This window comes from Providencia sp. PROV201 (assembly GCF_028479545.1).
Classification (GTDB): domain Bacteria; phylum Pseudomonadota; class Gammaproteobacteria; order Enterobacterales; family Enterobacteriaceae; genus Providencia; species Providencia huaxiensis.
Map to the genome: position 1 here is coordinate 214,012 of NZ_JAMPNW010000001.1, position 15,547 is coordinate 229,558.

18 protein-coding genes are annotated in these 15,547 nt (G+C 40.6%); 13 read left to right on the top strand and 5 right to left on the bottom strand.

Annotated features, from left to right (window positions below; genetic code table 11):
- The first annotated feature begins 2 nt into the window (after positions 1–2).
- Both fliS and fliT read left to right on the top strand, forming a co-directional pair.
- Positions 3–401: a flagellar export chaperone FliS gene (gene fliS, locus PR809_RS00970; RefSeq protein ID WP_004909969.1), complete on the top strand. Its 399-nt coding sequence runs from the start codon at positions 3–5 to the stop codon at positions 399–401.
- A complete protein-coding gene (gene fliT, locus PR809_RS00975; RefSeq protein WP_102139318.1) occupies positions 391–780 on the top strand; it encodes a flagellar protein FliT in 390 nt (129 codons plus the stop codon). Before fliS ends, fliT begins: the two co-directional genes overlap by 11 nt.
- A 53-nt stretch (positions 781–833) precedes the next feature.
- Here the strand turns inward: fliT and def are convergent, their stop codons facing one another.
- Positions 834–1,343 (bottom strand): peptide deformylase, encoded by a 510-nt coding sequence (def, locus tag PR809_RS00980; protein WP_102139319.1) that lies wholly within the window; start codon positions 1,341–1,343, stop codon positions 834–836.
- A gap of 735 nt (positions 1,344–2,078) precedes the next feature.
- On the opposite strand from def, the gene PR809_RS00985 reads away from it, so the two are divergent.
- A complete protein-coding gene (locus PR809_RS00985) occupies positions 2,079–2,996 on the top strand; it encodes a YadA C-terminal domain-containing protein (RefSeq protein ID WP_241098658.1) in 918 nt (305 codons plus the stop codon).
- A 135-nt stretch (positions 2,997–3,131) separates the two neighbouring features.
- Here PR809_RS00985 and PR809_RS00990 read toward each other — a convergent pair whose 3' ends face one another.
- Complete coding sequence (locus PR809_RS00990) at positions 3,132–3,632, bottom strand: hypothetical protein (RefSeq protein WP_206276205.1); 501 nt, start codon at positions 3,630–3,632, stop codon at positions 3,132–3,134.
- A gap of 486 nt (positions 3,633–4,118) precedes the next feature.
- On the opposite strand from PR809_RS00990, the gene PR809_RS00995 reads away from it, so the two are divergent.
- From PR809_RS00995 to aes, 3 genes are all read left to right on the top strand, one after another.
- The gene (locus PR809_RS00995) at positions 4,119–4,586 is read left to right on the top strand and encodes a DUF1097 domain-containing protein (protein ID WP_102139322.1); all 468 of its coding nucleotides are present in this window, start codon (positions 4,119–4,121) and stop codon (positions 4,584–4,586) included.
- Positions 4,587–5,138: 552 nt separating this feature from the next.
- The gene (locus PR809_RS01000) at positions 5,139–5,270 is read left to right on the top strand and encodes an entericidin A/B family lipoprotein (protein ID WP_004255580.1); all 132 of its coding nucleotides are present in this window, start codon (positions 5,139–5,141) and stop codon (positions 5,268–5,270) included.
- Between the two features lie 215 nt (positions 5,271–5,485).
- On the top strand, positions 5,486–6,451 hold the full coding sequence (aes, locus tag PR809_RS01005; protein WP_206276206.1) for an acetyl esterase: 966 nt from the start codon (positions 5,486–5,488) through the stop codon (positions 6,449–6,451).
- A 93-nt stretch (positions 6,452–6,544) separates the two neighbouring features.
- Here the strand turns inward: aes and cspE are convergent, their stop codons facing one another.
- The 3 genes from cspE to fliE form a co-directional block, all read right to left on the bottom strand.
- Positions 6,545–6,757, bottom strand: a complete 213-nt coding sequence (cspE, locus tag PR809_RS01010; RefSeq protein WP_102139626.1) for a transcription antiterminator/RNA stability regulator CspE — start codon at positions 6,755–6,757, stop codon at positions 6,545–6,547.
- A gap of 341 nt (positions 6,758–7,098) precedes the next feature.
- Complete coding sequence (locus tag PR809_RS01015) at positions 7,099–7,311, bottom strand: AAA family ATPase (RefSeq protein ID WP_102139631.1); 213 nt, start codon at positions 7,309–7,311, stop codon at positions 7,099–7,101.
- 454 nt (positions 7,312–7,765) lie between these two features.
- Complete coding sequence (gene fliE / locus PR809_RS01020) at positions 7,766–8,077, bottom strand: flagellar hook-basal body complex protein FliE (RefSeq protein ID WP_102139625.1); 312 nt, start codon at positions 8,075–8,077, stop codon at positions 7,766–7,768.
- Positions 8,078–8,323: 246 nt separating this feature from the next.
- Between fliE and fliF the strand changes: the two genes are divergently transcribed.
- The 7 genes from fliF to fliL all read left to right on the top strand — a co-directional run bounded on the left by fliF (position 8,324) and on the right by fliL (position 15,545).
- The gene (fliF, locus tag PR809_RS01025; RefSeq protein ID WP_102139624.1) at positions 8,324–10,009 is read left to right on the top strand and encodes a flagellar basal-body MS-ring/collar protein FliF; all 1,686 of its coding nucleotides are present in this window, start codon (positions 8,324–8,326) and stop codon (positions 10,007–10,009) included.
- The gene (fliG, locus tag PR809_RS01030; protein WP_004255600.1) at positions 10,006–10,998 is read left to right on the top strand and encodes a flagellar motor switch protein FliG; all 993 of its coding nucleotides are present in this window, start codon (positions 10,006–10,008) and stop codon (positions 10,996–10,998) included. The genes fliF and fliG overlap by 4 nt, the downstream gene beginning before the upstream one ends.
- On the top strand, positions 10,991–11,719 hold the full coding sequence (fliH, locus tag PR809_RS01035) for a flagellar assembly protein FliH (protein WP_102139623.1): 729 nt from the start codon (positions 10,991–10,993) through the stop codon (positions 11,717–11,719). The genes fliG and fliH overlap by 8 nt, the downstream gene beginning before the upstream one ends.
- Entirely contained in the window at positions 11,716–13,080 is a 1,365-nt protein-coding gene (gene fliI, locus PR809_RS01040) for a flagellar protein export ATPase FliI (protein ID WP_102139622.1), read from the top strand. Before fliH ends, fliI begins: the two co-directional genes overlap by 4 nt.
- Before the next feature lie 11 nt (positions 13,081–13,091).
- Positions 13,092–13,535, top strand: coding sequence for a flagellar export protein FliJ (gene fliJ / locus PR809_RS01045; protein ID WP_102139621.1), 444 nt, complete (start codon positions 13,092–13,094; stop codon positions 13,533–13,535).
- Positions 13,536–14,903, top strand: coding sequence for a flagellar hook-length control protein FliK (locus tag PR809_RS01050; protein ID WP_206276207.1), 1,368 nt, complete (start codon positions 13,536–13,538; stop codon positions 14,901–14,903).
- Between the two features lie 162 nt (positions 14,904–15,065).
- On the top strand, positions 15,066–15,545 hold the full coding sequence (gene fliL / locus PR809_RS01055) for a flagellar basal body-associated protein FliL (RefSeq protein ID WP_206276208.1): 480 nt from the start codon (positions 15,066–15,068) through the stop codon (positions 15,543–15,545).
- Positions 15,546–15,547: the final 2 nt, after the last annotated feature.

Genomic DNA, 15,547 nt, shown 5'->3' on the forward strand with positions numbered 1-15,547 from the left:
ACATGTATCAACGACACGCACAGCAAGCCTATCAGCAGGTCGACTTGGAGAGTGAAATCACCAACGCGACCCCATACCAACTGATCCAAATCCTGTTTAAAGGGGCGCTAAGTGCCCTAAAACGCGGGGAAATTTTTATGCAGCAGGGTAAGGTGGCGGAAAAAGGTAAAGAAATCTCAAAAGCTATCGACATCATTGACACAGGGTTAAAGCAGTCGTTAAATTATGAAGCTGGCGGCGAACTTGCAGAAAATTTAGCAAGTTTGTATGAGTACATGACAATGCAGTTACTTCGCGCCAACCTCGAAAACAACGTGGCTTATGTCCAAGAAGTTTACCAGTTACTCTCCGATATCGCCTCTGCGTGGCAACAAATCGGTGCAAATGTGGATGAAAGATAATCAGGTGGACAATAAAAATCCTATCGATTTACAAGAAATATACCGTAATGTCTTAGTATTAAGTGAAAATTTAGTTGCCTTAGCGCAATCCGGGGAATGGGAGACGTTGGTCTCCCGAGAGACAGAATATGTCCTTGCGGTGGAAAACCTCACCGAGTTAACGCAAGCGTTCGAACAACAGCAGCCCATCACTGAAGAGTTTATTCAGTTACTGCATAAAATTATCGAAAATGAACGTGTTACTAAAGAATATTTACAACAGCATTTAAACTTTTTAAGCAAAGAAATTAAGCAATTAGACCAAAAACGGGTACTCAATAATAGCTATGGCCAATTTGATGAGCCAGACACCCCGTTAGTCGTTCGTCCCATGGAATGAATTTAAGTGTCAGGCCAACAAACCTGACACCCTCTTCCCTTTCGGATCACAGCCTACTGTTGCTGTTTTAAACGTTGCTGCTTTTTCAGTTTTTTCAACAGCATATTGCGTTTTAATGGAGACAAATGGTCAAGAAACACTTTACCGTGTAGGTGGTCGATTTCATGTTGCATGACAATCGCTAAGAACTCGTCGCTATCCACTTCAAACGCTTTACCGTGCCTATCGAACGCTTTCACTTTAACGCGCAGGAAACGCTCTACATCCGCGTAGATTTCCGGTACTGACAAGCAGCCTTCTTGGTAGCTGGTTTCCCCTTCACTTTCGACAATCTCAGGGTTAACAAATACCATCGGCTCATCACGGTTTTCTGAAATATCAATCACCATAATGGATTTAGTTTCAGCAATTTGCGTAGCAGCGAGGCCAATGCCGTTATCGGTGCTGTACATGGTATCTAACAAATCGTCGATTAAGGTTTGTACTGCAGCGAAATCTGTCACTGGGCTGCATTTAATGCGCAGTCGTTCATCTGGAATTTCAATAATTTCTCTTACTGCCATAATTTAAACCCTATAAATTCGATTGCTTTTATTCAAATATCAATAATTCAAAATACTTTAAACTACAGTGACGACATGCAATAACCACGGTTTTAAAGCCGTTAACTGCCGTCACAGCCCTGCCAGTAAAGTATGGCGAACAGACAAAATATTATCGTCTTTCTATTTCATCAACAACATGCAAAAAGTGGCATTATTAACCAGATAGATAATTTTACTTTAAACATCAATAAATTAGCGCTAGCCTACTTAACTTATCTGCTTAAGCAACACAAGACACATAAAATTTTACAGAAAAATAACACGTTATTTGAAAAAAAACATCTAAAATAGAAAAAATGGTGCTTCTTTGTAGGCTTCCTGCCATTTTTAGCTTCACCCTCTGATGGCATTTCTTTGCTTATACTATTTTAACGTTTTACTATTTTTGCATTTTACAGTTTCCTCATCAGAATATATTTAGGCCACATTGAAGTTATTTTCAATTGAATTAATACATAAAAAATAATAAGCATTGCATTTTATAATTCATTCAAATAAGCAACCCTATATTCCATATGTAAAATAGATAGCACTGTATTTATTCCAGTCAAACACGAATATTCCGAACAAATATAATTTAAAAAATCGATTTTACCCGCCAGAGAAATGCCCCTATTATAAATAAGTTGAGAAAAACAAATCCCCTCTTCACTCTTCTTTAGATAACAATTTAAATAATACGGAAATTAACACATGGAAAAGAAAGCATTAGCTCGTCACTTAGTGGCTATATTACTCAGCGGTTTGTCTTATAATGCAGCAGCCAACACTTCATTTTCAAAGCCCGCACCAACATTAAGTGATATCAACGCATATGACATCAAAAACAACGTTAAAAGCATTGTTGGTATTAATGAAAGAATCAATAATATTGATAACCAAATAAGCCAGATGGATTCAAGTTTTAATAATAGCATTAATAGATTAAAGAAAAATAATAACAATAGGCTTAAATCAGAAACTACGAATATACGAAACGAGTTAGCAAATTTACGAGATACCGTAGATAATTCTATACTTGATTATTACAATGTAAACGCTGAAAAAATACAAAGTAACACTGATTTAATTAATGACCAAGTTACCTCAATAAACAAAGATAGAGAAAAAAAACACCATGCATTTGACTCAAAATTAAAAGAAGTCGAATTATATGTGCAAGGTGCATTAATTGGTGTAAATGCAGCCGACCAAGTCACTGAACAATTAAATACTAACATTCAGGATCTCGATAAAAAAGTCGTTGGAAATATCTCGTCAATCAAGACCCTAAAAAGTGATGCCGCAAAAACGCAAAAAGCGAACGAACTTAAATTCACAAAGTTAGAAAATAAATTTGACCATGGGGTCAGCCAGCTTGATAGCAAAATAGATAAGCGTGCCCAAGAAGCAAATGCGGGTATTGCATCCGTTGCTGCAATGAGCAATATCCCTTACGCAACAAATACCCGCTTTAGTGCCGGGGTTGGCGTGGGGAATTACAAAAATGGCTCAGCGATCGCTGCCGGGGCTCAATATCAACTAAAAGAAAATATCAACTTACGCAGTTCTGTTTCTTGGAATAATTCAGATGCTGCCGTTATCGGAGCAGGTGTCGCCTTCGGTTGGTAACTCTCTAACGCCTATTTTTCATATAACCTTATAAATTATTTATATAACATTAACCAATAGTACCAATGATATATTGGTACTATTTTTAATTGCCTTAATCGGCCAATATCTAAATTAACAATCTCTGAGTTAAAATTAACCTTGGTGATAAGTCACAATCGCGATTGGTGTTGAGTTAATAGTAACCCAAAGGTTAGACATGCCGATACGCGTGTTCGATGACTCACTCACTTTATTACAGCTGGTTTCAGACTGGCATTGAGTGAGAACTTCACTGGTAATTTGCGAGTTAAAGCCCAGTTTTGTCAAATAGCCCATTTCATTTTCTAGCTTTTGTTGAAAGTTAGCAAAATCGGGTTTGGGTGAAGCATAATCCTCGACCCCAACAAGTGTGGTTGCAACTTGAATGAGTACACCGCCATCAAAAGTGAGTTGGTTTTCATAGCTCCAATCATTAAACGGCTTTTGTTGCCCAAAAGTGCAAACAGTTTTACTGCCACTTACTTGGCAATCCCCCGCCTTAATAAAGCTGATGCTATCCATACTTTGACCCCAGTTTAAGCCAAATGGTGCGGTCGATGTATCATCACACCCAATCAACAACAGCGCAGCAGTCCCAGCTATCATCCATTTCATACTCTCACCTCACTCGCCAATTTACTTTATGCTACAGGGGGAAGGGGTTAAATTAAAGTAAAAAAACCGTCAACCAGTAACTCACTCACAAATTGATTTTCAAATTTCAAGTGATTTGTTTAACACGAGATTCACATATAATTAATCATTATCAATAAGATAAAGTTAAAACATATAATTCAGCGTATACTCATTGCCAGATTTCCGCTGGCTCTATACAATGCTCTGCTTTATACAGCCCCAGAGTCACGACAGTTACAGATAACCATCATATTATTAATCAGTTACCCCTCTAGCAATACCTAAAACCCCTAGAAGGCTCTCGAATAATAATATAGCTGAATCGTTACAACTTCACTTTATGATGAATTGATTTTGTAGCAGCTCGGTTTTTGTCACTGATGGTTTTGTCACTGATGAACAGGCTACAGATAATCATTTATTAACAGCATTATTAATAAATAACCATAACGTAAAGTATATATTGTGAAATTACTATTTTGTCTTTCTTTAACAACCGCCATTCTCTCTGGAGTATGGGCTTGGGTTGCAGATAGCTTAGGGTTAATCGGCTGGGCAGGCTTTTTAGGCTGTACGGCTTATTTCGCTTACCCTAAAAATGGGCTTAAAGGCCTAGGTGTGACCACATTAACTGTTTGTAGCGGCGTATTTTGGGGTTTAGTGATCCTGCATAGCGGTGACTACCTGCAACAATTACCTCACTTTGTAGGGTACTTTGTTACCGGTATAGTTGCCTTTTTGATGTGTATACAAGCGAAAAAACAGTGGCTTTCTTATATACCCGGTACGTTTGTCGGTACCTGTACTATTTTTGCCACGGAAGGTGCTTGGTTGGTGACTATTCAATCATTACTCATCGGTGTGTTATTTGGTTTTGCAATGAAGAAGAGTGGACTTTGGCTATTTGAAAAGTTCTCATCGGATAAAGGCTAAAAAAAACCGCCAATGTGGCGGTTTAAATAAATCAATGAAACCAAGGGAATTTCAAACGAATTCGATATTACATTAAATTTCCCCAGCGGCAAGATATAACATTTTGATTTAAATAATAATTAATCAGACAGCACTTTAAGTATTCTTACTTACATTTACAAATATAATAACGACAATATTGTTAATAAAATGATAATATCCTAAGATTAAACTCTATTTTATATTAACCAAGCTTATGTAACTGGTCAAATATCGACCCCTCCTATATTCATTAATTTAATTATATAATGTAATTCGGATTTTTCTGCATTCCGCTTTTATCAAAGATATCTAAAACCCTACCCTTTAAAATTCAGTGTAATTCACTTTTAATGATCAATAACCCAGCCTGTTAATCTGAAAATACAGGCAAAATAGAATGATAGGCTAATGGAATTTGCATTATCAAACCATAAAATTATGGGGGCTTAAAAGTGTATTCTTATTTTTCTGTTATACTTAAACAAGAAATATCTTATGACCTGCAATTGAATATAACGAAAGGAAGAAGATATGATTAAAAAAATTTGTTTTTTAGCATGTTCATTAGCTGTCGTATTCTCTTTAAGCGCATGCAATACCACCAAAGGTGTTGGTGAGGATATCGAAGCAGGTGGCGAAGCCATACAAAGAGCAGCCAAATGATGATTACCGCCATCCTTAAATATTAGCTACCTCGACTAAAACTGGTATATATACCAACCGGTGACTGTTTCACCGCTTGGTATATAAATTGAAGTACCAATAAATTCCTAAACCCGACTCTATTAAAACGTAGGACATTTTAATATTGGCTAACAGGATCACAACTTAATTATATCTCTCTTTTACAATGGAAACCATCCAGCTAGGAGAGCATAATGAACCCGAAAAATAAAATTAATGTGTTAGACCACATTTCACCTGAAATGCAGTCTGTAATGCAATTTTATGCAGAAAACCCATCCCCTTCCCCTATTGACACCAGCTATTACGGAATGCGACAAGCGTATATAGAAGATAGAAAATATTGGAATGCAGAAGCACCAATGATGCACAATATTTACGATATTCAAGTACCAACTCAATATGGCAATATTTTGACTCGACTATTTCAGCCGATTAAATCCCCATCAGCCACCTTATTTTATCTCCATGGCGGTGGGTTTATTTTAGGTAATTTACAGACTCACGAACGTATTATGCGCTTACTGGCACGATATTCGGGCTGTACAGTTATTGGAGTTGATTATTCATTATCCCCTGAAGCTCGCTACCCCCAAGCCATTGAAGAAATATCCACCGTTTATCAGTATTATCAACAAAATGCCGCACAGCATAATATCAATATGCAACAAACTGGCTTTGCAGGTGACTCAGCTGGCGCAATGTTATCTCTTGCATCTGTCCTTTGGTTACGAGATAACATTATAGAAAATGCTAATATTAAATCCGTTTTATTGTGGTATGGGCTTTATGGCTTGCAGGATTCAATCAGCCGACAGCTATATGGTGGGGAATGGGATGGGTTACAAAAAGAAGATTTAGAAAATTATGATAATGCCTATCTCGGGGAAAATGGTGATAGAAGTGCCCCTTATTACTGCTTATTCAATAATAACTTAACCTACGGCATCCCACCTTGCTTTATTGCTAGTGCGGAATTTGACCCGCTATTAGATGATAGCTTGGCTTTATTCCGAACACTCGACGCTAACAATATGCCTTGTGAATATAAAATGTACCCAGGTACTTTGCATGCCTTCTTACATTACTCACGCATGATGCAAATTTCAGATGAAGCAATTCGTGATGGCGCAAATTATTTTATCAAACAACTTTTATGATATTCATACAGTATTTATTGAAAATAGCACAGAGTTAAAACGAAAAAACCTCGCACTTGGCGAGGTTTTGAATTCTTAGCTTTTAGTTTATCGTTATTTTACGATAACGTTAGCTGCTGCAGGGCCTTTCGCACCATTTTCAATGGTGAATGTAACTTGTTGGCCTTCTGCTAAAGTTTTGAAGCTTTCGCTTTGAATTGCAGAGAAATGAACAAATACATCTTTGCTGCCATCTGCAGGTGTAATGAAGCCAAAACCTTTATCATCGTTAAACCATTTTACTGAACCAGTCATTGTATTAGACATAGAATTTCCTTTAATTTTTTAAAATTGCCATAAGGCATGTTGCGGTTTGTTTCTTGTGGTACTTATGGGAATTAATTAGAAGGAATTCGCAATGAAGTGGTATCTGAGATAACGCTTAATGGTGAACATCTTAAAACTGACTAACATAAATAGGCCTGTACTTCCAAACCAGTGAGCATATTAAGCCACACTTATAACTAAATGGCAAATATTATTTTTGCAATCCATTTGCCACACCAATACTTCACGCATTAATTGTAAATAATACAGATATCACTTAATCCAATAATATTACAAATATCAAGCAGTTAGTTACCTCGCTATAATATGCGTTGTCATGCTTAGTACCTATCAAAAACACCGTAATCCGGTCTTTCACCTCTCATTACAGCTCGCTGTTGTTCATGAACCGCTTCTCTATCGGCTTTTATTTGTTCCGATGAACGGGTGTCTTTATGTGGTTTAGGCCATGTTGATTTATTAGGTTCAAAGGAAGGCGTGAATGTACAGCCTGTAATTAAAAAAAGGCAAAATAGTGCGGTAATTAATTTCATAATGATTGCTTGTGTTTTTCTCGCATAAAATATTAAGTATATGTACTTATTGATCATACCAATACTTTTCAGTGTTCTAAATTATTATTTTGATATTTCGTTGATAAAATGAGTATTGATGACTCACAACAATATATAAAGTAGGATTTAAGATAACAAAAAAGCCGCATTACGCAGCTTGCAAATTTTGTAATCCATTATAGTTATAATTGACTGTTTTTCTCAGTTGGATCAAACGGAAGCCCGCCAGCAAATACAAATGATAACCCAACAATCACGAATGAAACCATAACAAAACACTTATCAATAATTTGTTTCATACTGTTCTTCCTATGCTTTAGTACCTAATTACAATATGCGAACTGATTATTATTGGCAATAAAAATGCCCCACCACTTCCCCAAAAGAGTAATAGCAAGGCAATCAATTTATCATATTCAAACTGATAGCTAAATCACACAGGCATAGACATAATCTCTTGATACGCTGCCACCAGCTTATTACGTACCTGAATTCCCATTTGCAAACTTAAACTCGCTTTTTGCATATCAACCATCACGTCATTCAAGGAAATATCTTGCTTTCCTAAAGTGAAGTTTTCAACTTGCTTCGCTGAATCATTACGCGTTTTATTAATTTGATTTACCGAAGCAACCAGATGGTCAGCAAATCCAACTGGCTCAATTGCTGGTTTAATTGGGTTAGTGGCTTGGGTTGCCACGACATTTAATTGTGAAATAACCCCTTCAATCGCTTGAACTGTCATTCGATTCTCTTCTTATTAATTACTGTGAATTTTTCACTAACCTATATTGGCCAGCTTACCCTATCACACCCTTTTTAACTTGAAGCCGATAAATAACACCAATTTTATAGGCTGATTCCGTCATTAGAACCCTCAAAAACAAGAAATAATAGCAAAGTGAAAAAGTGACGTTACGAAGAGGGAAATAACATTGTTTCACCAAAAGTATTTTCATCCGTCTAGTAGTCTGCCAAGCAGGGAATATTTATGAGTGCCGCATCTAAAGACACGGGGGAGGCCAAAAAGGGTTTTGCCTCTATAGTTGAAAGGATTAAAGCTGATCCTAAAATACCGTTAATGATTGCGGCAGCTGCGGCTGTTTCAATTATTGTCGCCCTTCTCCTCTGGTTACGCAGCCCTGACTACCGTGTACTTCTTAGCAATTTAAGTGCTAAAGATGGTGGCGATATTGTTGGCCAGCTAACTCAGATGAATGTGCCTTATCAAATTGCTGATAATGGTAGCGCTATTTTAGTTCCTGCAGATAAAGTGCATGAATTACGTTTAAAACTCGCTCAATCAGGTTTACCCAAAGGCGGCAATACCGGTTTTGAATTATTAGATAAAGAACAATTTGGTATCAGCCAATTTAGTGAGCAAATCAACTACCAACGCGCATTAGAGGGTGAACTCTCTCGAACTATTGAATCACTAAGCCCAGTACAAAGTGCTCGGGTGCATTTAGCCATTCCTAAACCAACATTATTTGTACGAGAGCAAAAGCTACCAACCGCTTCAGTGACGGTTGGCTTATTACCGGGAAGAATGCTTGATGAGGGACAAATTAGCGCCATTGTCCATATGGTATCGAGTAGCGTAACAGGCCTAACAGCCAGTAATGTCATTATTGTTGACCAAGCGGGTCGCTTACTCACCAATAACGATAATAGCCAGCAATCGGCGAACAGCGCACAAATTAAAATGACCAAAGAGATGGAATCCCATCTTAAACAGCGCATCGAAGATATTCTATCCCCTCTCGTAGGGCGCGCTAATATCCACGCACAAGTCACCGCACAAATGGATTTCTCAAAAGTTGAACAAACTTCAGAGGAATATAAACCCAACCAAACACCAGATAGCGCCGCTATTCGTTCCCGCCAAAACAGCCAAAGTATGCAAAATAACAATGGCGGAACAGGTGGAGTGCCTGGTGCGCTTTCTAATCAACCCGTTAGTGCACCAAATGCACCAATTGAAACCAATAAAGACAATAAAGATGGCGCTCAAACTGCAAATAACCGTAATAGCGTTTCGAACTCACAAAGCGATGAAACGACGAATTACGAGGTAGATCGCAAAATTAGTCATACCCAACGGCAAATTGGTGTCGTCGATAGGCTCTCGGTCGCAGTTATTGTCAATTACCATTCACAAGACAGTGAAAATGGCCCAGAAATGAAACCATTACCGCCAGAGATGCTGCAACAAATTGAAGCATTAACACGCGAAGCAATGGGTTTTTCCACTGCACGAGGTGATTCTCTCAATATTACGAATTCATTGTTTACCAATGAGACACCTATTGAAGAAGTGCCTTCGTTACTTGAAAGCCCACAATTTATTGCCCAGCTTCTGGATTACGGAAAAATACTGCTTATTGCCATTATTGCTTGGTTTATGTGGCGTTTTGGTATCAAACCACAATGGGTTAAATACCGTAAGACACAGCAAGCCCAAGCCGAAGCTGAGGTTTTTGTTGCCACGCAACTGAAAACTCCGCTCGTGGTTGATGAAGCGATTGATGAAGAAATGGATGAGCAAACACGCCGTCGCCTGACTCGTCAACGTGTTAGTGCTGAAATCCAAAGCCAACGCATACGTGAAATGGCAGAAAAAGACCCACAAATCGTGGCAATGGTTATCCGTCAGTGGTTAGGAAAATCCCAATGAGTTTAAGTGGAACAGAAAAAAGTGCCGTGATGTTAATGACGCTCGGTGAAGATCAGGCTGCAGAAGTCTTTAAGCACCTGAATCCTAAAGAAGTTCAACAATTGAGTATGGCAGTGTCAAACATGCGCCAAATTTCAAATAACGAACTGGCAGAAGTATTAACGGAATTTGAAGAGTCAGCGATCCAATTCGCGGCTCTCAATATCAACACGAATGACTATCTGCGCTCTGTATTGGTGAAAGCACTTGGCGAAGAACGCGCTGCAAGCTTACTTGAGGATATCTTTGAAAAACAAGAAACGACTTCAGGGATCGAAAGCCTCAACTATATGGAACCCCAAACCGTTGCCGATATTATCCGTGATGAACATCCACAAATTATCGCCACCATTTTGGTTCATTTGAAACGCAACCTTGCAGCGGATGTCCTCGAATTATTCGAAGAGCGCCAACGCAACGATATTATGTTACGTATCGCCACCTTTGGGGGTGTCCAACCTGCTGCATTAGCGGAATTAACCGAGGTATTGAACAACTTACTGGATGGCCAAAACCTCAAACGCAGCAAAATGGGTGGCGTGAGAACTGCGGCAGAAATCATCAACCTGATGAAAAGCCAGCAAGAAGAAAGCGTTATCGATGCAATGCGTGATTACGATGGTGAACTGGCTCAACGCATTATTGACGAAATGTTCCTATTCGAAAACCTTATCGAGGTGGACAACCGCAGCATTCAACGTATTTTGCAGGATGTTTCGACAGACTCACTGGTTATTGCCCTCAAAGGCAGCAACCAAGCTCTGCGCGACCACTTCCTCAACAATATGGCCGCTCGTGCTGCAGAAATCGTGCGCGACGATTTGGAATCGCGCTCTCCTGTACGTATGTCTCAAGTGGAAAACGAACAAAAAGCCATTTTGCTTATCGTTCGCCGTTTAGTCGAAAAAGGCGAAATCGCTATAGGTGGTGGAGACGATGTCTATGTCTAAGTCAACAATTCCAAATGACCAATGGCAACCTTGGCAACTGCGTGAGCTTAATCAATGGGACCTCAACTCAGGTATCCCCGCACTAAGCGATGTCCCTGAGCCTGATGCGCCAAAAGTCCCGTGCCTTGAGCCAAAAGAAGTGTTAGAGCAAATTAACTTGCTCGATAACATAAAAGAAGATGCTCAGCGCACTGGTTTCCAACAAGGGCATGAAAAAGGCCAGCAAGAAGGTTACCAAGCGGGCTTTGAGCAAGGCTTGCGAGCTGGAGAAGAACAAGGGCGTGAGCAAGCGCTCGCTATGCAACAACCCGTGATTGAAACATGGCAAAAATTGCTGTCTGAATTTAATTATTCACTCGATACCTTTGATACGGTGGTGACCACAAAGCTGCTGCAGATAGCTTTAACCGCAGCGAAGCAAGTGTTAGGACAATCTACCGTTTGTGATGGCACTGCTTTGCTGGAAGAAATCAGCCACTTACTGCAGCAAAAGCCAATTTTTGCAGGGCAGCCTGAACTGCACGTCAACCCAAATCATTTTGAATTGATTGAACAGCATCTCGGTTCCCTGCTCAACTTAAATGGTTGGCGCTTAGTGGCAGATCCTAAATTGCATCTCGGTGGTTGCCGTGTCGTCGCAGAAGACGGTGAAATTGATATGACAGTAGCGACACGCTGGCAAGAGTTGTGCCGTTTATATGCACCGGAGAGCTTTTCATGACTGCACGATTGGGACGCTGGATTGCCTCGTTGGACGATTTAGAGTCGCGGATGAAAGGGATCCCGATGGTGCGTCGTTATGGCCGCCTCACAAAAATCACCGGCTTAGTGATGGAAGCCGAAGGCATTAAAATGCCTTTAGGGGCAACTTGTTTTATTGAGCGCTCAATTAATGGCGGCTCAGACGAAGTAGTCTGTGAAGTCGTCGGTTTTAACGGCCCAAGAATGCTACTTATGCCATTAGCTGACCTCGAAGGGATCGCTCCTGGTGCGCGTGTTTATGCACAATCAACCGGAGATGACGGGCAAACCAGCCGCTTACTCCCCATTGGTAATGAATTATTAGGCAGAGTGCTTGATGCCCAAGGCAACCCATTAGACGGAAAAGGCCCATTAGAGGTAAAAACACGCGCCCCCTTAATTACCCCACCAATTAACCCATTGGAGCGAACACCTATTAGCAGTGTATTGGATGTCGGTGTTCGGGCAATCAATGCGTTATTAACAGTTGGCCGAGGCCAACGTATGGGCCTATTCGCTGGCTCTGGTGTAGGTAAAAGTGTATTACTCGGCATGATGGCGCGCTTTACTCAAGCCGATATTATCGTGGTTGGGTTGATCGGTGAACGTGGTCGTGAAGTTAAAGATTTCATTGAAAATATTTTAGGGGCTGATGGCTTAAAACGTGCTGTTGTCGTTGCTGCACCCGCCGATGTGTCCCCTCTATTGCGCATGCAAGGCGCCTCTTATGCCACTCGTATCGCAGAATATTTTCGCGATAAAGGCTTAAGTGTGTTGCTGATTATGGACTCACTTACCCGGTACAGTATGGCACAACGTGAAATTGCTTTAGCCGTCGGTGAACCGCCAGCAACTAAAGGCTACCCACCTTCTGTTTTCGCCAAATTACCTGCTTTAGTTGAACGTGCGGGGAATGGGAAAAATGGTGGGTCAATTACGGCCTTCTATACCGTTTTAACTGAGGGAGATGACCAACAAGACCCGATCGCCGACTCGGCTCGTGCGATTTTGGATGGTCATATTGTCCTTTCACGGTCACTGGCTGAGTCAGGGCACTACCCTGCGATTGATATCGAGGCATCCATTAGCCGAGCAATGACGGAGCTCATTCCTAAAGAGCATTACCGAAAAATTCAACGTTTCAAACAGTTAACCTCCAGTTACCAACGTAACCGAGACTTAATTAACGTGGGTGCGTACGCCATGGGCAGTGACCCCATGTTAGATACGGCAATTCAATATTATCCGCGAATGTCGACTTTTTTACAGCAGGATATTGATGAGCGATGTGACTATCAAACCGCATGTGATCAGCTCACTCAAGTAGTTCCCAACGAATAACGAGGGGATAAATGGCCAAAAATAATGCCTTAACAACATTACTCACCTTAGCCGTCGAAGCCTCAGAAGAAGCGGCTAAGGTGTTAGCTCAAGTGCGCCAAACCCATACACAAATGGCGCAGCAACTGAATATGTTGGAAAACTACCAATCCGAGTATCGTCAAAAACTCAACCAAACCTTACATACGGGTATGGAATCGGATAAGTGGCAGAATTATCAGCAATTTTTGGTCACATTGGAACTGACCATCGAACAACAGCAACAGCAACTAAATTTATGGGAACAACGCGTTAGCGAAGCTAACCGTCATTGGCAAGAAAAACAACAGCGTGTCAATGCGTTCGACACATTAATTCAACGTGCTGAACATACTGAATACCAACGTCAAAACCGCTTAGAACAAAAACAAATGGACGAGTTTGCTCAGCGAGCGACTTTACGGAGACCTCAATAAATGGACATCAATGCCCTGAATGTGCCAGCCGCATCATCGACTAAAAATGGCAATATACAACAAAATGAATCGCGCACTGATGAAAATCAAGCCCCTGCACTCCCCTTTCAAGCCATGCTTGATAACCAGCAACCGATTGAAAAACAAAATGCCGCCAATCAACCAGTCAATGAAGAAGCGCTTAACAAAGACATTGTTGACAACAAACTGGCAATAGCGAGTAAAGAAACTGTTGAACAAACCCAAGTTGGGCAAAAAAATGCTGAAAACACAATTGAACAACTGAACTTTAGCCGTAACTTGCGTGCCGATAGCGTGCAAACTGCACTTAATACAGAGTTATTGACAGGCAAAGATACCAACAAACAAGCATGGCTAAATAACTTGAAACAGTCATTAACTGGCCAAGTGCAAACGGTGGCGAGTACGGCAATCAAAACTGAATCCCATCCAGTTTTAGGCGCATTTACTCAAAAAATGCAGCATCTAACGGATAATACAAATGGCATCATTAATGAAGATGATGGCAAACACCTTGAAAGCTCACAGCAACAAATCGCAGGCGAAGAAGACAGCCCTGAACTTGGGGTATTTATTAAGAATGAAAAAGAAGAACGCCGTGACCAGTCTCTTTTTCCCCTTGATAACCAACGCGATATACGTGGCAAAAATTTAACTGCTGATTTTATGCCATTGAATAAAAAAGTGAGTGATAAAGACCCAGTATTAAACCTACAAAATGTTTCCAGCGAGGCCCTAAACCAAACCACGAAAAGCGCATTTACACTACAAACTGAAACTGGCGCTTTTACTACCACATCCTCACAGCACACAACAACTATGCCAGTTAGTATGATGCCAACGGCAACGACCGCACAGGCCGCTGCAATGAATGCGCCCACGGCAACACCAACTATGCATTTAGCTAGCCAATTAGGCAGCGAAGCGTGGCAGCAGCAATTAAGCCAACATATGTTATTTTTCTCTCGCCAAGGGGTGTCTCAGGCACAAATTCGTTTGCACCCAGAAGAGTTAGGCTCGCTCAATGTGCATTTACGTATCGAAGATAACCAAGCCGTGATGCACTTTGTCTCCCCGCATAGTCATGTGCGAGCCGCAATGGAGTCCATGATGCCTGTGCTACGTAGCGCACTACAAGAAAGTGGCATTCACCTAGCTCAAGGCTCTGTCGGTCAAGATAATTTGAACCATCAGTCAGATAACCCGCAACAAAGTACCCACCAACACGATGGACAAATTCAAGCAACACATCCATCCATGGGAGCTGTTGGTATTAGCGAAGCGAATACAACTGTTTCACCAATAACAGCAGCATCACGACAAGGTGGCATTAACACTTTTGCGTAAAAAATAAACAAATTGCGGTAATTTCCTAGCTAAAGCGCCGAGTTACCGCCTTTTTGTTTCGTTTTTCACTCCTTTAACTCTTGGCAACCAAGCCATAATGCTAGAGATCATAACGTAAAAACCCATCTGGGTTTAGCACCCAAGAAACAGGAATTCAGCTAAATGTCGTCGAGCAAAAAATCAAACAGTTCCAACAAAGGGTTGATTATTCTATTTGCCCTTCTTGCCCTTGCTAGTGCAGGGTTTGGGGGTTATACCTGGTGGACGACACAACAAGGCGCACAAACGGATAGTGAAGAAGAAAAGCGCCCGAATATGCCACAGCCTATTTTTATGGAATTAGAGCCATTTACCGTCAATTTAACCGGTGCTGCTGATACGCCTGATCGCGTGCTCTATATCCATGTGACTTTACGACTCGCGAATGAAAAATCGCGTAAACAGCTTCATGAATACCTCCCTGAAGTACGTAGCCGTTTGTTACTGCTGCTTTCAGAGCAAAAAGCAAAAAATATCGAGACACATGAAGGTAAGTTGCAGTTAATGAAAGATATTAAGCAAACCCTCACCCCTACCCTGATCCCGGGGGATACCGATCAGGATATTTCTGATGTGTTATTCACTACTTTTATTCTGCGGTAATA